The sequence below is a fragment of the Oscillibacter valericigenes genome (genome assembly GCF_021531435.1).
Classification (GTDB): domain Bacteria; phylum Bacillota; class Clostridia; order Oscillospirales; family Oscillospiraceae; genus Oscillibacter; species Oscillibacter valericigenes_B.
Genome location: NZ_JAFBIS010000001.1, coordinates 29,625 through 48,814, shown reverse-complemented (window position 1 = coordinate 48,814; position 19,190 = coordinate 29,625). Strand labels below are relative to the sequence as shown.

Genomic DNA, 19,190 nt, shown 5'->3' with positions numbered 1-19,190 from the left:
TACTCTCCTTATTTGTCGTTATGGTGTTCGGCGTAGAACGCGTCGTAATCCAGAAGCTGCTGCTGGAGCAGAGCCGGGGTGTCCAGACCGTAGGGGCAGCGGCTCTTGCAGGCGTCACAGTGGAGGCAGTTCTCGATGCGGTGCATTTTCTCGTACCATTCCTCCGTCATATATTTCTGGTAGGGCGACCGGCGGAGCAGGGCGCTCATCCGGGCGGACTGGGGAATGTCGATATTCGCGGCGCAGGGCAGGCAGTAGCCGCAGCTGCGGCAGAAGCTGCCCGCCAGCTCCTTGCGGTCGTGCTCAATGACGGCTTTCAGTTCGTCGGTCAGGGCGGGCGGGTTCTTCGTCAGCTCGATCCACTGGTCCAGCTCCCACTCATGCTGGATGCCCCAGATGGGCACCACGTTGTCATACTGGGCCATGAAAGCGTAGCAGGCGGCGGCGTTGTTCAGCAGGCCGCCGGAGAGTCCCTTCATGGCGATGTAGCCCATGTCGGCCTGTCGGCAGCCCTCCACCAGGGCGAAATCCGTGTCCGTGGCAAGGTAACAGAAGGGGAACTGCAGCGTCTCGAAATTCCCGGATTCGATGGCCGCCTGAGCCACCTTGGGCCGGTGGTTCGTGATGCCGATGTGCCGGATATAGCCCTTCTCCTTCATCTCCAGAGCGGCGGCAAAGGCGCCGTTGGGGTCGTTGGGGTCCGGCAGGACGGCAGGGTTGTGGAACTGGAACAGGTCTATATAATCCGTCCGCAGGCGGCGCAGGCTCTCCTCAATATGGCGGAGGGCCGTGGCCTTGTCCGCGGCAGCGCTCTTGGTGGAGATCACCACGTTCTGGCGGATGCCCTCCAGGGCCTCGCCCAGCTTTTCCTCGCTGTCGGTATAGGCGTTGGCGGTGTCAAAATAGTTGATGCCCGCGTCCACGGCACGGCGGACCAGGTGCACCGCGTCGGCCTTGGAAATCCGCTGGATAGGCAGGGCGCCGAAAGCGGTCTTGGTGACCCACAGCTCCGTGCGGCCCAGTCTGATTTTCTCCATATTCTTTCCTCCCGATACATTTTTTTCATTGTAGCACATTTTCCACCGTTTGCAAATCAGAACGGATGTGGTAAAATGAGAAAAAAGCACGGGAGGCGCGGCATGAAAAAAGAACTGCATCTGAAATTGACTATCCGCCTGTTCACCGACGACAACCAGCGGTGCTTCGGGCCAGGCATCGCTACGCTGCTGGAGCGGGTGCGGGAGCACCGTTCCCTCCGGGCCGCCGCCGTGTCTATGGAAATGGCCTATTCCAAGGCCTGGCGCATCATCCGCACGGCGGAGGATGTGTTCGGCTGCAAGCTGCTGGAGTCCACCGTCGGCGGTCAGCACGGCGGCGGAGCGGTGCTGACCCCCGAGGCCGAGCGGATACTGGCGGCCTACCGGGATTATCAGGCGGATGTGGACCAATACGCACGGGGAAAATTCGACGAGGCGTTCGGATTCTTCCCGGAGCTGGAGAAATCGGAATAAAGAACGGGACTGCATCCGCAGTCCCGTTTTTCACGTTTCCATGGCTTTGATCAGGCGCAGCAGGTCAGCCAGGGTGCGGCGGTAATTCTCCGCGCTCCTGGGCGCGCTCTCCGCAAAGGACTCCGCCGCCCGGTTGATGGAAAACATAGCCGTCAGTCCCAAACGGTAAGCCGCCTCCGCGCCGGGGCCGATGCCGCCCACAATGGCCACCAGCGGAATGTTCCGGGGTGCGGTTCGCCTGGCGATGCCGGAGATGACCTTGCCCTGGACGCTCTGGGCGTCGATGCGGCCCTCGCCGGTGATGACCAGGTCGGCGCCGTCCAGCCGGCGGTCAAAATCCACGGCGTCCAGCACTGCTTCGATGCCGGAGCGCAGGGTGCCGCCCAGAAACGCGATGCTGCCCGCGCCCATGCCGCCCGCCGCCCCCGCGCCGGGGAGGTCCGCCAGGTGCAGCCCCAGGTCCTGCTGAAAGGCCGCATCCAAATGACGGAGCCCGTCATCTAACCGGGCGGCCATGGCGTCATCGGCGCCCTTCTGGGGGCCGAACACCCAAGCAGCTCCGTTGGGGCCAAACAGCGGATTTTCCACGTCGCACATAACGGTGACACGGACGTTTTCCAGCAGACGGCATCTTTCCCTGACGTCGATATGGGCAATGTCCGCCAGAGTGCCGCCCACAGGAACAAAGGAATTGCCCGCCGCGTCGAAAAAACAGGTGCCCAGGGCCGCGGCGCAGCCGCAGCCGCCGTCGTTGGTGGCGCTGCCGCCCAGACCCAACAGGATGTCCGTGCAGCCCTGCTCCACCGCGTGGCGGATGAGCTGGCCCACGCCGTAGGTGGTGGCGGTCTCCGGGTCCCGCCGCTCCCCCGCCAGAGGCAGTCCGGCGGCGGAAGCCATTTCGATGACGGCCAGTGAATTTTTACGGGCGTAAACCGCTTGGATCGGCTCCCCAAAGGGCCCGGAGATGGAGACCGTTACCGGCTGGGCCTGGAGAGCCTCCAGAAAACAGGCCACAGTGCCCTCTCCCCCATCGGCCACCGGGAGGGTCACCAGCTCACAGTCCGGGAAATGGGCCGGAAACACCTCCCGGGCGATGGCGCAGATGTCCAGCGTAGACAACGTTCCTTTAAAAGAATCCGAGATGACGATGCATTTTTTCATGGCGGCCCCTCCTTGGCTGATGGGAACAGTATACCATGTGCGAAGTCTCAGCGCAAAAAAATCGGACCTGTCCGGCCCGATTTTTGCATTTATTTCTGGGTGGGGTCTTCCTCGGTGGGGCTGGGGATGGGATGCTCCTTGTGGGCCACCATAGCCTGAATCAGCTCCACGGTACCGCCCAGTCCTAAGTAGCTGGAGTCCAGGCAGAAGTCGTAGCTCTCCACCGCGCCCCACTTCTGGGAGGAGTAATACTCGTAATAGGAAGCGCGGCGCTTATCAGTCTTGATGATGAGCTTGCGGGCCTCCTCCGGGGAGATATTCTGCCGCTTGGCAACACGCTGGATACGCACGTCCATGGGGGCGTGGATAAACAGGCTCAGGTGATTGGGGTCGTCCGCCAGAGCGTAGTCCGCGCAGCGGCCGATCATCACGCAGGGGCCCTGGGCCGCGATGTGGCGAATGGTATCAAAGGTGGCCAGGTACACCTGCTGCTCCAGAGAATCCCCCGCGCCGGTGCCGGGCAGGGCGAACATGTAGGAGTCCATGGCGATAGAATACAGCAGGCTCTTGGGACGCTCGTCAAAGTTTTCAAAAATCTTCTCGCACAGACCGCTCTTCTTGGCGGCCTCCTGGAGAAGCTCCTTATCGTAAAACGGAATCCCCAATTCCTTAGCAACGCGGATGCCGATTTCCTTACCGCCGCTGCCGAACTGACGGCCAATCGTAATAATGGTTTTCATAATAAAACCCTCCTTCTGTGATATGCCTACAACCGCGCTGTCCCCTAAACGGAGGGACGGACAGGGCGGTCTTTGTTGAGATAATTATAGCACCTCCGGGCAAAACCGTCAAATAAAAACCGGGACGCAGCCGCGTCCCGGTCATGTTTTACGCTTCCGGCATGGGCTTACCCAGCCGCTTATACATGGTCTTTTTCACCGCCCGGAGGATGTTCTCATACCCGGTGCAGCGGCACAGGTGGCCGGACAGGAGCTTCCGCAGTTCGGCGTCGGTGTACTCCTTGCCGCTCTCCAAAATCTCCACCGCCGTCAGGATGAAGCCCGGCGTGCAGAAGCCGCACTGGATGGCGGCCTCGTCCACGAAGGCCTGCTGGATGTCGCTCAGCTCACCGTTGGGGCCCAGCAGTCCCTCCAGGGTGCGGATGTACTTGCCCTCGGCCCAGACAGCCAGGTAAATGCAGGAGTTGAAGGCCTCGCCGTCGATGAGGACGTTGCAGGCGCCGCACTCCCCTACCTCGCAACCCTTCTTCACGGAGGTCATCCGAAAGTCATTGCGAAGCATGTCGGTCAGGCTGGCCCGGACATCCACCGTCCGCTCCACGTCCTTGCCGTTGAGGTTAAAATGGACGGTCTGATACTGCATGACGTGCTTTTCCATTACAGCGCACCTCCCGCCAGTTTCACGGATTCAATGAAGGCGCGCTTCGCGCTCTCCACCGCGATGTGCATTCGGAAGTCCTTGGCGGCACGCCAGGAGTCCCGGGGATTGATGTCCTCCTTCACCGCCTGGGAGAAAGCCTCCGCCAGCTCCAGGCTGACAGGCTTCCCTGCCGCTGCAGCCTCAGCGGTTTTTGCCCGCAGAGGCACGGGGCCCGCCACGCCGAAGGCTACCCGGGCCCGCTCCACCGTCTTCTTGTCGGCGGAGAGCCGGACGTTGACAGAGGTGCCCAGTGTGGCGATGTCCATGGCGTTGCGCATCGCATACTTAATATAGTGGCCAAAAGTGTTACTATAACTATCTTTTGGGATCAGGATGGCGGTTTGAATTTCCCCCTCCCGGATGTCCACCTTGCCCGCCCGGATATAGAAATCGTGGATGGGCAGCCGGCGGACACCGTCCGGGCCGGTCAGCTCCACGATGGCGTCATAGGCATGGAGGGTAGAGGCGGAGTCGGCGGAGGTGACGCCGTTGCAGGTGTTGCCGCCGATGGTGCCGATGTTCCGGATCTGGGGGCCGCCCACCTGGTCCACGGCCTCGCCCAGAACGTTGATGTATTTCTGGATGAGGGGGTCCCGGGTGATGTGGGAGAAGCTGGTGAGGGAGCCGATGCGCAGGGTGCCGTCAGCCTCCAGGGACACGCCCCGGAGCTCGTTCAGGCCCTGAATGGAAATCAGCTCCACGCCAGCCCGCTTCCCTTCCCGCATCTGCACCAGCACGTCGGAGCCACCGGCGATGATCTGGGCCTCGGGGTGGGCCACACGGAGGGCAACGGCGTCGGCAACGTTTTTTGCCTGGTAGAGCGCTTTCATATCATACATAACCTGTTCCCTCCTTTAGTCGGTAATGAGCCCGGCCTCTTTGAACTTCCGGTAGAGGACGTGGGGCGTGATGGGGCACTGGTCGATGGCGACCCCGGTAGCATTCAAAATGGCGTTGCGGATGGCCGGAGCGGGAGAGCAGGCCGGGGGCTCGCCCAGGGCCTTAGTGCCGTAGGGCGCCGTGGGCTCCACATTCTCCACGAACTCCGCCTGGAGCGTGGGATGGTCCATGAATGTAGACAGCTTGTAGTCCAGTAGGTTGTTGTTCAGAGGCTTGCCGGTCTTTTCGTCAAATTTCAGTTCCTCGCTGAGGCCGTAGCCGATGGCCATGGACATGCCGCCGTGGACCTGGGCCTCCGCCAGAGCGGGATTGATGAGGCGGCCGCAGTCGTGGACGTTGATGATGTTCAGGAGTTTTACTTTACACATTGGAATGTCCACTTCCACCTCGGCAAAGGAGCAGCCGAAGGAGTAGGCGTTGGACTTGATCTGGGCCGTGGTCTCGGCGGTGATGTGCTGGCTGTGCTCCAGAGAGTACAGGCTCTCCGTCGCCAGGTCGCCCAGGGATTTCAGGACGCGGCCGTCGGACTTGCGGACGATCTGGCCGTCCACCAAGTCCAGGTTGGAAACGGGCATACGGGTCTGCTGATGGGCGATGTCCAGGATGCGCTCCCGGAGGGCCTGAGCGGTCTGCATGATGCTGAAGCTGCCGATGTAGGTCTGTCGGGAGGCGTAAGCGCCGGTGCCGAAGGGGGTCACGTCGGTGTCCTGGGTGGAGACCACGTGGACGTCCTCCAGGGGGATGCCCACCGCGTCCGCCACCATCTGGGAATAGGCGGTGTCGCAGCCCTGGCCGATCTCCGTCTCGCCGGTCTGGAACTGGAGGGAGCCGTCCTGGTTCAGCACCATGCGGCAGGAGGAGGACTCCAGGGAGATAGGCCATACAGCCGTGTTGTACCAGAACATGGCAAGGCCAATTCCTTTACGGATAGGACCGGTCTGATTCTGGTATTCGGCGACTTTACGCTCATAGTCAATGGCCGCCATGCCCTTTTCCAGACACTGGTTGAAGGTGTCTGTGTACAGCTCATTCTTGGAGAAGCCGTCCACGTAGCCCACGGGCATCAGGTTCTTCCGCCGGAATTCCAGCGGAGCCATGCCAATGGCCTTGCAGATATCGTCGATATGGCTTTCCCCGGCGAACATGGCCTGGGGGATGCCGTAGCCCCGCATGGCGCCGGCGGCGGGGCGGTTGGTAAACACCGTCCAGCAGTCGCACTCCAGGTTGTCGCAGGGATAGAGCTGGGGGAACGCGCCCATGCCCTTGGCCACCACGCCGTGGCCGTGGGAGGCGTAGGCGCCCTGGTTGCTGAAGGCCTCGAACTTCCGGGCCACCAGGGTACCGTCGGGCCGGACGTAGGAAATGATATGGGTGCGGATGGCGTGGCGGACACGGTTGGAAACAAAAGTCTCCTCTCTCGCGCACTCCAGCTTCACCAAGCGGCCGCCCACCTGGGTGCTGCACCAAGCGCACAGAGGCTCATACAGGGCGTCCTGCTTGTTGCCGAAGCCTCCGCCGATGTAGGGCTTGATGAGACGGACCTTGCCCCAGGGGATCCCCAGGGCCTGCCCCACTACCCGGCGGACGATGTGGGGAATCTGGGTGGAGCTGACCACCACCACCCGGCCCGCTTCCATGTAGGCAAAGCAGCCGTGGTTTTCGATGTGGCAGTGCTGGACCGTGGGGGTATCGTACCAGCCCTCGACCTTGATGAGGCCCGGCTCCTTCCGGGCTTCTTCGTAATTGCCCTTGCGGATGTCGGTGTGCTTTAGCACATTGCCGGGAAACTCCTCGTGGATCTGGGAGGCGTCCGGCTCCATGGCCTTCTGCACATCCAGCACGAAAGGCAGCTCCTCGTACTCCACTTTCAGCGCCCGGACAGCCTGGGCCGCCGCCACCTCGTTCTCCGCGATGACCACGGCCACATCGTCGCCGTAGTACCGCACATGGCGGTTCAGCAGCAGGCGGTCCGCCACATCCTGGTGGGCGGGGTCCGTGGACCAGGGATGGCCCGCCGTGGGGAACGGGAGATCAGGGACATCAAAGCAGGTCAGGACCCGGACCACGCCGGGAACGGCCTCCGCCTCGGCGGTGTCGATGGATTTCACAAAGCCGTGGGCGATGGTGGAATGGCAGACTTTCGCGATCAATGCCTCCCGGCCGCACAGGTCATCCATGTACTTCGCGCGGCCGGTTGCCTTTTCGTAGGCGTCTACCCGGGTCACGCTTTTGCCGACGCATTTGCTCATATGGCAGCCCTCCTTATTGAAATCTCGCCCCGGATTGACTTATGGGGGCGAAAGCGGATATACTGAAGTCAAAGAAAAAAACAGGGGTGTTCTGATGAAACTTGGTTGTGTGGTGATGGCCGCGGGCAATGCCCGGCGGTTTGGAGAAAACAAGCTGGCGGCCCGGTTCCGGGGAAAGAGCCTCATCCAGCGAACATTGGAAGCGGTGCCGGACGAGGTGTTCGACACGGTGGCGGTCGTGACGCAATATCCGGAGATCGCAGCGCTTGCACAGGAATTTCACTTTACAGCTATCCGCAATGAACATCCCGACTTCGGCATCAGCCACACCATCCAGCTGGGGCTGACGGAGCTGCGGGACTGCGATGGGGTGCTGTTCCTGGTGTCCGACCAGCCGCTGCTGCGGCGGGAATCCGTCAAAGAGCTGGCGGAGCTGTGGGCACGGCATCCGGACAAGATCGCGGCCCTGGGCCACGGCGGTGTCCGGGGCAATCCCTGCCTCTTCCCCGCCCGGTTTTTCCCGGAGCTGCTGGAGCTGCGGGAGGACCGCGGCGGGAACGCCGTCATCCGGCATCACGAAGAGGATTTGATCCTGCTGGAAGTGGACGACGCCGAGCTGTACGATGTGGACACAGTTCGGGCGCTGGAAGAATTGGAACAGGAATAAGCGGCGGGGCGGTGCCCCGCCGGTTTTTTGCTTATTTACGGGTGTACGGGGTGTTCTCCAGCGGCAGACTGGTGCGGAGCTTGCCGTCATAGCGGTAATAGGCGTCCGCGATGGCGGGGGCCGTGGGGATGGAGGTGATCTCGCCGATGCCGATGGCGCCGCAGGCCACGTTCAGGCCCTGCTTCTCGATGATGATAGGCGTGATCTCCGGAATTTGATTGGCCCGGAACAGGCCCAGGGTGCCGTATTTGGCGGTGGGCTTGCAGTCCGTCAGGGGATAGCGCTCCGTCAGGGCAAAGCCCATGGACATGACCACGCCGCCTTCGATCTGGCCCTCCACGGACAGGGGGTTCACCGCCTTGCCCACGTCGTGGGCGGCGATGATCTGCTCAATTTTGCCCTCCTCGTCCAGGATGCAGACCTGGGTGGCATAGCCGTAGGCGATGTGACTGACGGGGTTGGGCACGTCGGCGCCCAGAGGGTCCGTTTTGCCCAGATACTCGCCGTAAAACTCCTGTCCGTCAAGTTCTGTCAAGGATTTTTCCTTTAGTGCTTCCTTCAGGTTCTGGCAGGCGCGGCGGCAGGCTTCGCCGGTGAACAGCGTCTGGCGGGAACCGGAGGTAGTGCCGGAATCGGGGGAATTGTAGGTATTGGAACGCTCGTAGACCACATCTTCCCGGTTCAGGCCCGTCTGGTCGCAGACCATCTGGGTCAGGACGGTGCCGAGGCCCTGGCCGATGCAGGAGGCACCCGCCAGGATGTGGAGCTTACCGTCCCGGACCACCAGCCGGACACGGCCGGTATCCGGGATGCCCACGCCCACGCCCGCGTTCTTCATGGCGCAGGCCAGGCCCACATACTTATGGGCGTCCACATAGGGCTTCACCGCCTCCAGGGTCTCCACCAGGCCGGTAGAATCGTCCACGATCTGGCCGTTGGGCAGCTCCTGGCCGGGGCGGATGGCGTTGCGGTAGCGGATCTCCCAGGGGGAAATGCCCACGATGTCCGCCATCTGGTTTAAGAGCGTCTCAATGCAGAAGCAGGTCTGGGTCACGCCGAAGCCCCGGAAGGCGCCGGCGGGGGGATTGTTGGTGTAGTAGGCCCAGCCGTCGATCTCGAAGTTCTGATAGTTATAGGGGCCGGCGGCGTGGGTGCAGGCGCGCTCCAGCACCGGGCCGCCCAGAGATGCGTAGGCGCCGGTGTCGGCGATGACCTCCGCCACCACGCCCTGGATAATGCCGTTCTCATCGCAGCCCAGGGCAAACTCCATCTCCATAGGGTGGCGCTTTGGGTGGATGAGAATGCTCTCGGCACGGGTCAGCTTGACCTTCACGGGCCGCTTGGTGAGGTACGCGATCAGGGCGGCGTGGTGCTGGACGGTCACATCCTCCTTGCCGCCGAAGCCGCCGCCCACCAGACAGTTGCGGACCTTCACCTTTTCGGCGCTCAGGCCCAGCATGCCCATGATCTCATGCTGGGTGTCATAGGCGCCCTGGTCCGTGGAGAGGACCATCACGCCGTCTTCATCGGGATAGGCCACAGCGCACTCCGGCTCCAGGAAGGCGTGCTCCGTCCAGGGGGTGGAGAACCGCTGGGTCAGGATATGCTTGCTCTTGGCGATGGCCATGGCGGGATTGCCCCGCTGGATGTGCTTATGGGCCAGCAAGTTGCCCTCCTTATGGACCAGGGGCGCGTCGGGAAGCATGGCCTCCCGGGGGCTGCGGACCATGGGGAGCTCCTCGTAATCGACCTTGACCAGGGCTTTCGCCTGTGCCAGAATTTCGGGGGTCTCGGCGGCCACCAGGCAGACGGCGTCGCCTAAATAGTGGGTAATGTCGCCCACGGCGATCATGGTGTCCCAGTCCTTTTTCAGGTGGCCTACCTTGTTGCTTCCGGGAACGTCGGCGGCGGTGAACACACCCACCACGCCGGGCAGAGCTTTCGCCTCCTCGGTGTGGATGGCAAGGACCCGGGCCCGGGGATACTGGGAGCGGACGGCGCTGCCGTAGATCATGCCGTCCAGGTAAATATCGTCGGGGTATTGGCCGGTGCCGGTGACCTTCTCCGCCACATCCACCCGGGGGACGCGCTGGCCCAGGGACCAGTCGGCGGGCTCTTCTGGAATTTTACCGTCCCGGAACAGCTCCGCCGCCATCAGAATGGCGTCGATGATCTTCACATAGCCGGTGCAGCGGCAGATATTGTTGCGGATGGCGAAAGCGGCATCCTCCCGGGTGGGCACCGGGTTCACGTCCAGCAAACCCTTGGCGCACATCACCATGCCGGGAATGCAGAAGCCGCACTGGACGGCGCCGGCGTGACCGAACGCGTATGTATAGACCTCTTTTTCAAAGTCCGACAGGCCCTCCACCGTGACGATGGACTTTCCCTCCAGCTTGTCGGTCTGGGGGATGCAGGCCCGGGTGGCCTTGCCGTCGATGAGAACGGTGCAGGTGCCGCAGGCGCCCTCGCTGCAGCCGTCCTTCACACTGGTGAGACGCAGTTCATCCCGCAGAAAGCGGATCAGCTTTTGATTCTTTTCGACAGTCACGGTCTTGCCGTTTACGGTAAATACCGCCATGAATCATTACCTCCTTGGCTGCCGTGCCCAACGCTGGTCCCACGGTCTGTTGGAATTTTTTAGGAAAGGTCAACCTTTCCCGTTTTGCTCATTATACAATAAATTTCAGGTCCATGCAATCATTGTTTGTGCGAAGCGTTATGCTATATAGAGGATAACGTCGGAAGCTGCCAGCCTACGGCAAGAACGCCCTTTCGGACGCGGACGGTGGCCGTGGGCTCCATGATGTGGTTGCTGACGCCCAGGGGAAATTCCGGGGTCAGAACGGCATCGGACAGGGGATACTGGAAGCCCGTCTCGTCGATGCCCTCCGCCCTGTCGCCCAGGCAAAAGGCGGAAAGCAGGCCCCACTCCACCGTCTTTTCCACGGTGAGGGATTCGTTCTCAATGACCGTCCAGACAAAATCGTCGTCATAGAGGTAGCCCCGGGCGCCCCGGCGGCGGAGAAACAGCAGGGTCTGGAGGTTCGCCAGAGTGTGGTCCAGCCGCTTGCCGCCGGTGCCGCCGTAGATGTACACGGTATCGCAGCCCTGCTCCAGAGCGGTCTTGACGGCCAGCATGGTGTCCGTGTCGTCCTTCTCCACCGGGGAACGGTGGATGTTGGGGAAATCCGGCTGCTCCATGGAGTCGAAGTCTCCCAGCAGCAGGTCCGGGACGATGCCGGCCTTTTGGCAGGTCCGGTAACCCGCGTCGGCGGCGATAACGAAGTCGCCGGGGGCGGGGCGCTCCCGCAGGCCGTAAAAGGTGCCGGCGGCGAAAATGAAGCAGCGTTTCATAGGAAAGTCTCCTTCGCAGAATCTTTTTGGATAGTGTACCACGTTTGGCGTTTCAGGGCAAGAAGATCGGCCCGCCTTTTCAGGCGGGCCGCGGGTCATTCGATATGCTCCTCGCGGAAGTTGTCCAGTACCCGGTAGCCCATCTCCCCCGGCTCCGCCACGGGAAACTCCGCGATGGTCACCGGGTCAAACAGCGGGCACAGCCGCTTTTCCGGCTCCAGACGCAGAACTGGCGTTTTGTCCTTTCGGCGGCTTCTGACATACCGCACATGCCGCATACGCATCACCCCGGTGTCAGTTTGGGCGAAACAGGGCGGTTTTATGCGGATCTTGATAAAAAATGGCCGCCCGAACGGGCGGCCACTCAAAAGTTTGTTTACAGCGCGGCGACGGCGGCCTTCAGAGCCTCCACCCGGTCGGTCTTTTCCCAGGCCACGCCCAGGTCCTCCCGGCCCATGTGTCCGTAAGCGGCCAGCTGGCGGTAAATGGGCTTGCGCAGGTCCAGGTCCCGGATAATGGCGGCGGGACGCAGGTCGAACACCTTGCGGACGGCGGCTTCCAGCTTGTCGTCGCTGACGGTGCCGGTGCCGAAGGTATCCACCAGGATGCTGACGGGCTGGGCCACGCCGATGGCGTAAGCCAGCTCGATCTGGCAGCGGCGGGCAAGGCCGGCAGCCACGATGTTCTTGGCCACCCAGCGGGCAGCGTAGGCCGCGCTGCGGTCCACCTTGGTCGGGTCCTTGCCGGAGAAGCAGCCGCCGCCGTGAGGGGCGCTGCCGCCGTAAGTATCCACGATGATCTTCCGGCCGGTCAGTCCCGCGTCCGCCGCGGGGCCGCCCTTGACGAAGCGGCCGGTGGGGTTGACATAATATTTGGTATTCTCGTCCAGCATGTCGGCGGGGATGACCACCTTGGCCACCTGATCGATCATGTCCTGACGGATCTGATCCAGGGTGACGTCGGGGTTGTGCTGGGTGGAGATGACCACGGTATCCACCCGGACGGGGCGGTTATTCTCGTCATACTCCACGGTGACCTGGCTCTTGCCGTCGGGCCGCATGTAGGGCAGCAGGCCGGTCTTGCGGACCAGGGTCATCTGCTTGCACAGCTTCTGGGCCAGGGACAGGGGCAGGGGCATCAGTTCCGGCGTCTCGTCGCAGGCGTAGCCGAACATCATGCCCTGGTCGCCGGCGCCCTCGCCCAGCTGGGCCTCGGAACCGGACTTATCCTCCAGGGACTTGTTCACGCCCATGGCAATATCCGGGGACTGCTCGTCGATGGAGGTGATGACAGCGCAGGTGTCGCAGTCGAAGCCGTACTTGCCCCGGTCATAGCCGATTTCCCGGACGACCTCCCGGGCAATATGGGCAATATCCACGTAGCAGGTGGTGGTGATCTCACCCATGACGTGGATGAGACCGGTGCAGGCCGTGGTCTCGCAGGCCACGCGGCCCTGGGGGTCCTGCTCCAGGATGGCATCCAGCACGGCGTCGGAGATCTGGTCGCAGATCTTGTCGGGATGGCCTTCGGTCACGGATTCGGAAGTAAACAAATAGTGTCTTGCCATAATAGTCTCCTTATCTCCCCTCCAAGAGCGCAGACGAAAAAACCGCGCGTTTCGACAGCGAAACGCGCGGAAAATCAGCTTTCCTTGCTCCTCATCTGTCGCTTTCCGCCGGAATTGGCACCTTGTCACAACAGGTTGCCGTGGGTTCATCGGGCCGGTCCCTCCGCCACTCTTGATAAGGGGGTATTGAATTAACTGTTTCATCATACCAGATTTTCAGGGATTGTCAATATGCATTTCCCGCTTTTTGCTGGAAAACTGCCGGATTCTGCCAACGTTCAAAAATTATACATGACTTTTTGGGAAAGTACGGGTATAATGCAACTGTTATCATGCTTTTGGAGGGATCACCTTTGAAAAAACTGAACGCCGCGGTGGACCGCTTCGCTAGACAGCATCCCCGGTTCGGCATCCCCAACCTCATGCTGTGGATCGTGGGCTGCAACGCCCTGGTGTACCTGCTGACCGTGTTCGCCGGGTACGGCGCCGTCAGCTTCCTGGCCTTCGACTGGGCCGCCATCAAAAGCGGCGAGCTGTGGCGGCTGGTGACCTTCATCTTCATGCCGGGCTACGTCACCAAGGACAGCATCCTCTGGCTGGTGCTGTTCCTGTATTTCTACTACATGATCGGCAGTGCCCTGGAACGGGAGTGGGGCACGGCGAAGTTCAACCTCTATTACCTCTCCGGCGTGGTGCTGACCATCCTCACCGGCGTCATTTTCGGCCTGGTCAACGGGAACGCCTACATGACCGGCGCGGACTACGTCAACCTGTCCCTGTTCTTCGCCTTTGCCGTGCTGTACCCGGAGACCCGGTTCCTCATCATGTTCATCATCCCGGTCAAGGTGAAATGGCTGGCCATCGCCGACGGCGTGTTCTTCGCCTTGGGCGTGCTGGGGAGCCTGCTGCGGCTGGACATCCTGGGCGCCCTGACCCCCGTGGTGGCCCTGCTGAACTTCTTCGTGTTCTTCTGGACCGCCATCACCGACGAGATCAGCTACCGCCGGGGCCGGGCCAGGCACCAGACCAGCCACCAGACCATCCAGTTCAAGTCCGCCGTCCGCCAGCAGAAGAAAAAGGAGGCGGAGCGGGGCTACCGCCACAAGTGCGAGGTGTGCGGCCGGACCGACACGGACTACCCCGACCTGGAGTTCCGGTACTGCTCCCGCTGCGCCGGATACCATTGCTTCTGCCAGGACCACATCTTCAACCACGAGCATTTCACACAGTAAACCGCCTTGTTTCACGGCCGTCTCACGACGGCCGTGTTTTTTGTGCAAATCGCTTCCATATTTTCATCATACGCTGTATAATATCGGATAGAACACACAAAGAACGGAGGAGCGCTTCATGGAAAATATGCTGTATCCCCGCATGAATCGCGCTTTTGAGGAGGACGCTTTCCTGCGCAAGCTGCGGATGACCCGGAGCGACGCGGCCCGTTTGTTCGGGACGGCGGATTGGAACCGATTGCTCGCTCCCCTGCTGCCGGCGGAGGAACGCCTCTCCTGCGCCCAGGCGCTGGAGGCCTTCCGGCCGCTGCTGGACGCCTTGGCGCCGGAGCCGGACGAAGGCTGGCTGACCTACACTTACCAGGCGGCCTCCTCCCTGCTGTATCCCCAGGAGGACCGGACCCACACCGCCCCCCAGCAGGACGGCGCGCTGTGCTTCCTGCAGTTCCTCCGGGAGCTGTTTGACATAGAGCGGGAAACGCTGCCCTTTGACCCGTGGCTGGACTTTGCCTTCTGCACGGAGGAGGAGCTGGCAGACAGCGGCGTGGCGGAGGAGTACCGCCAGTTCCTGCACCGCTGGCGGGAGGAATACGTCTACGAGCTGCTGCGGCTGGGCCGGGAAGTGACGCCTTTCCGCACCCTGGAGCACATCGCCGGCGTCCACCATGTCTCCATGACCGTAGCCCGTGCCTTCAAGTCCGGCGGCGGGCTCATCGACCTGGGGCTGATGTCCGGCGCCGCCGCGGGCCACGACATCGGCAAGTTCGGCTGCAAGCCGGGAGAGCGGGTCCCCTACCTCCACTATTTCTACACGGACCAGTGGTTCTCCTGGCGGGGCCTGACAGCCATCGGCCGCATTGCCGCCAACCACTCCGTCTGGGACCTGGAAATCGAAAACCTGTCCTCGGAGTCCCTGGTGCTGGTATACGCCGACTTCCGGGTGAAGCAGTCCCGGGGGGAGGACGGGCGGGAGATCGCCCGCATCTACTCCCTGGCAGAGGCCTTCGACGTGATTCTGAACAAGCTGGACAACGTGGACGCGGCCAAGCGTCTGCGGTATCAGTATGTCTATTCCAAGCTGCGGGACTTTGAGGAATACCTGACCTATTTTGGGGTGGACACCACCCTGAAAGAGCCCCGGAAAGCACCGGTCCAGCGGCCCTCCCCGGCTCTGGCGGGGCCGGACGAGGTGGTATACGGCCTGCGGTACACCGCCGTGGACCACAACATCCGCCTGATGCATCGTCTGGGCCATGAGCGGCTGTTCGTGGGCATCCTGGAGGCCGCCCGGGGTGAGAAAGAGCCTGCCCGCATCCGGGCCTATGTGTCCATTTTTGAGGAGTATTTCACCTACTGGAGCGCCGGACAGAAGGAGCAGGCCCTGGAATTTTTGTACGAGCTATTGCTCCTGCCCGACGGCGACATCCGCCGCCAGGCGGCGGCCCTCATTGGGCGCATTCTGGCAGGCTTTACCTCCGGCTACAAGAAGGAGCTGCCCGCCGGGACCGCCCCCAGCCCCCAGGAGGAGCGGCCCTTCGAGCTGTGGGCGGAGTACCTGGAACGGCTCATCCACCCGGACCACCGGCTCACCGCCCGGCAGACCAGCATGATCCGCTACCAGGCCAAGACCGTGGCGGACGCTCTGCTGGAAAACTGCTCCGACCACGACGCGGCCCGGTTCGCGGAGCTGCTGTTCCGCCACTACCAGGAGCCGGGAGACGTGGACGACGACGCGGCCTTCGCATTGCTGGATACCGTGCTGAACATCTCCACCGCCCGGATGACGGACCAGGACCGGCATGTGCTGGTGAGGTTCGCCGTCTGGTGGCTGTGCCGGGGCGGAGAGCCCCAAAAGGCCGCCGCCCTGCGGCTGCTGCGCCACCTGCTGCCCGCTTTGGGCAATGAGGAGGCGGCGGCAGTCCGGGAGGCCGTGGACACCGCCGATTGCGGAAACTCCACACCGCTGCTGTTCCTCCGAGCACAGCTGGGGCAGAAGCTGGGGCTGGATGTATCCGGCCTCTGGGCCCGGCTGGACCGGGAGGAGGCCGTCAGCGGCGTGTTCCTGGACAATCTGAAGACCGCCACCCCCTGGGTGCTGAAGGCCGTGGGCGTAGAATACCTGCTGAACCAGGCAAAGGAGGTGGGCAGCCTCCTCCACATCGCCACCCACTTCTCCAACCTCATCAAGGTCAGCGAAAACGTGGTGGTGCGGCGGATGGCGGGCGCGGCCCTGCTGTCCATCGCCCCCCAGCTGACCCCGGACCGTCGGAATGAGATCGCCGTGGAGCTGTCCAAGGCCCTAGAGACGGGGCAGGCGGAAATTTCCCAGTACATACCGGAATACCTGGGCCGGTTCTCCCTGTGGTTGTCCCCCCGTGAGCTGGACGAGGTGCTGGACCAGATGATGACGCTGCTGTCCTCCGCCAACACCGGCGTGGTGGCGGCGGCCCTGTCCACCGTGGGGGCCATGCTGGAGCACTACGGCGAGTACGGCGGGCGGTTCCCGGAGTCCCCGGAATCCCTGACGGCCCGGCGGGACCGGATGGCGGGCCTGCTGCTGAAAGGACTGGCGTCCTGCCACGAAAGCGTGCGCCAGGAGGCGCTCCACGTCCTTGGCGAGCGGCTGTTCGGCTCCCAAATTTTGAGCTACGAAGAAAAAACCGACCTGTTCACCCTGATCGCCAAGAAGCTCCTGTTCCTCATCGGCGAACAGCCCGAGGAGGAGCTGACCTTCTTCTACACCGCCGCCGCCCTCTCCCACATCTACCGATTCATCGTCAAGCACCGCATCGAGAGCGGCCCCTTCCGGTTCCGGGTGCCCCAGAAGGCGGCATTTTTCCCCGGCACCTTTGACCCCTTCTCCCTCTCCCACAAAGGCATCGTGCTGGCCATCCGGGACCTGGGCTTCGAGGTGTATCTGGCCATTGACGAGTTCTCCTGGTCCAAGAAGGCCCAGCCCTCCCTGATCCGGCGGCAGATCGTCAGCATGTCCGTGGCCGACGAGTTCGACGTCTACCTCTTCCCCCACGACATTCCCGTAAATCTGGCGACCCCCGCCGACCTGGACCGGCTGCGGGAGGTATTCAAGGGGCGGGAGCTGTACCTGGCGGTTGGCTCCGACGTGGTGGCAAACGCCTCGTCCTACAAGGCGCCGCCCTCCCCCGGCTCCGTCCACAGCCTGAACCACATCGTCTTCCGCCGCTCCAGCGACGCCGAGGGCCGGGAGATCGACGCGGACCTGGGCGCCATCCAGGGAAAAGTCATCGAATTGCAGCTCCCTACCCATCTGGAGGACATCAGTTCCACCCGCATCCGGGAAAACATCGACCTGGGGCGGGACATCTCCAACCTCATCGACCCCACGGTGCAGGATTTCATCTTCCGCAACAGCCTGTACCTGCGGGAGCCGCAATACAAGCATTTGATCCGGGCCAGCCAGCTGGACTTTGAAACCGTGGCGCATCCGGACCGGGCGCTGTGGGAAACGCTGCGGGAGGCCGTGGGGGACAGCTGTCCGCCGAAGCCGGACCCTAGGGATGAGGTCTGTATCCTGCGGCACGTAGGCACCTCCTCCCGGGTGCTGGGCTTTCTGACCCTGCGGACCATCAACTCCGGCGGGCTGTACGAGGCCTTCGGCAGTGAGGAACCGGCAAACGCCATCCGGGAGCGGACGGCGGGCCGCATCCGGCTGCTGACGGGGCTGTATACCGTCCGGTCACCCGGCGGCAACTACGACGTGGGCCAGCTTCTGCTGACGGAAGCGTTGTCCCGGGCCATGGCGGAGGACTGCGGCTACGCCGTCTGGTGGGGCGGCGACACGCCGTCTGAGACCCTGGACCTGCTGGCGCGGCAGGGCTTTGTATCCGTGGACGGCAGCGCGCCCCACCCCCTGCTGCTGGTGGATATGCGCTCCCCCGCCGTGCTGCTGCAGAACATCACCACCACGCTGAAAGAGCCCTTCTCCTCCGACCGGCAGGTGCTCGCCGCCGTCCGGGAGGCCCACTTCCGGCTCCAGCAGGCCATCTGCGGACTGTATCCGGGCACGCTGGTGCTCTCCCTCAACGCGGAGGTCATCTACCACCGGCTGGTGCGGAAGCTGACGGCCCTCAACGGCGTCCCCGCCGAGCCCACCAGCCCCCGGGTGCTGGGGCCCAAGATGTGCGTGCCCTTTGGCAAGATTTTGCGGGGCAACGCCGTGCCCAACACCGTGACCAAGACCATCCACACCGACAAGGTGTTCGCCCCGGACCTGCGGTCCTTCACCATCGCCGCCTATCCCGGCTACGCGCCGCTGGAGAGCCAGATCCGCACCATCCGCTCCTTCCGGCGGCCGGTGGTGCTGGTGGACGACCTGCTCCACTCCGGCAACCGCCTGAACGTGCTGGACCCCCTGTTCCGGCAGGAGGGGCTGGACATCGACCGGGTGCTGGTGGGCCTGCTGTCCGGCCGGGGCCGGGACCTGATGGCCGCCAAGGACCGGGAGGTGGACAGCGTGTACTTCGTTCCCAACCTGCGCGCCTGGTACGTGGAGTCCACCATGTATCCCTTCATCGGCGGCGACACGGTGGGCGGGGCGGTGTCCTCCGTCCCCGGTCTGGCTCCCGCGGTGAACCTCATCCTGCCCTACGCCTTCCCCCGGTTCTACAAGGAGTGCGGCCGGGAGGCGGTGTTCCAATTCTCCCGCACCTGCATTGAGAATAGCCGGGACATCCTGCTGGCCCTGGAAAACGCCTACCGGGAGCGGTACGCCCGGAACCTGACCCTCTCCCGGCTCAGCGAGGCCGTCATCCTGCCTCTGGCGCCGGACAAGGGCGCGGCTCTGCGCTACGACGCCAGCATGTCGGCGTCGGCGTGCCTGGAGGACGACCTGAAGATGCTCCTGCGGATGCGGGATCTGCTGGAATAATCGTGGAGAAATACAGTAAATGTTGCATATACTACTTTTTTTGTCTCCGCTTTTTTGTATAATATGAACAGAAACCAACTGTATCCCTATGCTGATAGGGTTACTGATGATGGATGATATTGAGGGTATTTGCGAAAATAGATGGTCGCCCACTTAGCGTTGCAAATATCACAGGCCGAGACATTTGTAAATTTATTCTG

At 62.7% G+C, this 19,190-nt stretch carries 14 protein-coding genes and 1 riboswitch; of the genes, 4 read left to right on the top strand and 10 right to left on the bottom strand.

Annotation, left to right across the window (positions count from 1 at the left end):
- Positions 1-8 precede the first annotated feature (8 nt).
- Positions 9-1,037 (bottom strand): aldo/keto reductase, encoded by a 1,029-nt coding sequence (locus JQM68_RS00185; protein ID WP_235220893.1) that lies wholly within the window; start codon positions 1,035-1,037, stop codon positions 9-11.
- A 102-nt stretch (positions 1,038-1,139) separates the two neighbouring features.
- Between JQM68_RS00185 and JQM68_RS00180 the strand changes: the two genes are divergently transcribed.
- Positions 1,140-1,511, top strand: coding sequence for a winged helix-turn-helix domain-containing protein (locus tag JQM68_RS00180; RefSeq protein WP_235220892.1), 372 nt, complete (start codon positions 1,140-1,142; stop codon positions 1,509-1,511).
- A gap of 30 nt (positions 1,512-1,541) precedes the next feature.
- On the opposite strand, the gene JQM68_RS00175 is transcribed toward JQM68_RS00180, so the two are convergent.
- The 5 genes from JQM68_RS00175 to xdhA form a co-directional block, all read right to left on the bottom strand.
- Complete coding sequence (locus JQM68_RS00175; protein WP_235220891.1) at positions 1,542-2,672, bottom strand: glycerate kinase family protein; 1,131 nt, start codon at positions 2,670-2,672, stop codon at positions 1,542-1,544.
- Positions 2,673-2,761: 89 nt separating this feature from the next.
- Positions 2,762-3,412 carry a cytidylate kinase-like family protein gene (locus tag JQM68_RS00170; RefSeq protein ID WP_235220890.1) on the bottom strand — a complete coding sequence of 217 codons (651 nt, stop codon included), beginning with the start codon at positions 3,410-3,412 and terminating at the stop codon, positions 2,762-2,764.
- 148 nt (positions 3,413-3,560) lie between these two features.
- Positions 3,561-4,070, bottom strand: a complete 510-nt coding sequence (gene xdhC / locus JQM68_RS00165; RefSeq protein ID WP_235220889.1) for a xanthine dehydrogenase subunit XdhC — start codon at positions 4,068-4,070, stop codon at positions 3,561-3,563.
- Positions 4,070-4,951 carry a xanthine dehydrogenase subunit XdhB gene (gene xdhB, locus JQM68_RS00160; protein ID WP_235220888.1) on the bottom strand — a complete coding sequence of 294 codons (882 nt, stop codon included), beginning with the start codon at positions 4,949-4,951 and terminating at the stop codon, positions 4,070-4,072. The genes xdhC and xdhB overlap by 1 nt, the downstream gene beginning before the upstream one ends.
- A gap of 15 nt (positions 4,952-4,966) precedes the next feature.
- Positions 4,967-7,261, bottom strand: coding sequence for a xanthine dehydrogenase subunit XdhA (gene xdhA / locus JQM68_RS00155; protein WP_235220887.1), 2,295 nt, complete (start codon positions 7,259-7,261; stop codon positions 4,967-4,969).
- Between the two features lie 94 nt (positions 7,262-7,355).
- On the opposite strand from xdhA, the gene JQM68_RS00150 reads away from it, so the two are divergent.
- A complete protein-coding gene (locus JQM68_RS00150) occupies positions 7,356-7,928 on the top strand; it encodes a nucleotidyltransferase family protein (protein WP_235220886.1) in 573 nt (190 codons plus the stop codon).
- Between the two features lie 31 nt (positions 7,929-7,959).
- Here the strand turns inward: JQM68_RS00150 and xdh are convergent, their stop codons facing one another.
- The 4 genes from xdh to metK all read right to left on the bottom strand — a co-directional run bounded on the left by xdh (position 7,960) and on the right by metK (position 12,852).
- Positions 7,960-10,509: a selenium-dependent xanthine dehydrogenase gene (xdh, locus tag JQM68_RS00145; protein ID WP_235220885.1), complete on the bottom strand. Its 2,550-nt coding sequence runs from the start codon at positions 10,507-10,509 to the stop codon at positions 7,960-7,962.
- A gap of 143 nt (positions 10,510-10,652) precedes the next feature.
- Positions 10,653-11,285: a thiamine diphosphokinase gene (locus JQM68_RS00140; RefSeq protein ID WP_235220884.1), complete on the bottom strand. Its 633-nt coding sequence runs from the start codon at positions 11,283-11,285 to the stop codon at positions 10,653-10,655.
- Between the two features lie 95 nt (positions 11,286-11,380).
- Complete coding sequence (locus JQM68_RS00135) at positions 11,381-11,563, bottom strand: hypothetical protein (protein ID WP_235220883.1); 183 nt, start codon at positions 11,561-11,563, stop codon at positions 11,381-11,383.
- A 98-nt stretch (positions 11,564-11,661) separates the two neighbouring features.
- A complete protein-coding gene (metK, locus tag JQM68_RS00130) occupies positions 11,662-12,852 on the bottom strand; it encodes a methionine adenosyltransferase (RefSeq protein WP_235220882.1) in 1,191 nt (396 codons plus the stop codon).
- A gap of 88 nt (positions 12,853-12,940) precedes the next feature.
- A riboswitch (SAM riboswitch) is annotated at positions 12,941-13,034 on the bottom strand.
- 171 nt (positions 13,035-13,205) lie between these two features.
- Here metK and JQM68_RS00125 point away from each other — a divergent pair.
- Entirely contained in the window at positions 13,206-14,084 is an 879-nt protein-coding gene (locus JQM68_RS00125; protein ID WP_235220881.1) for a rhomboid family intramembrane serine protease, read from the top strand.
- Positions 14,085-14,202: 118 nt separating this feature from the next.
- Positions 14,203-18,990, top strand: a complete 4,788-nt coding sequence (locus tag JQM68_RS00120; protein WP_235220880.1) for a cytidyltransferase-related domain protein — start codon at positions 14,203-14,205, stop codon at positions 18,988-18,990.
- Positions 18,991-19,190 lie beyond the last annotated feature (200 nt).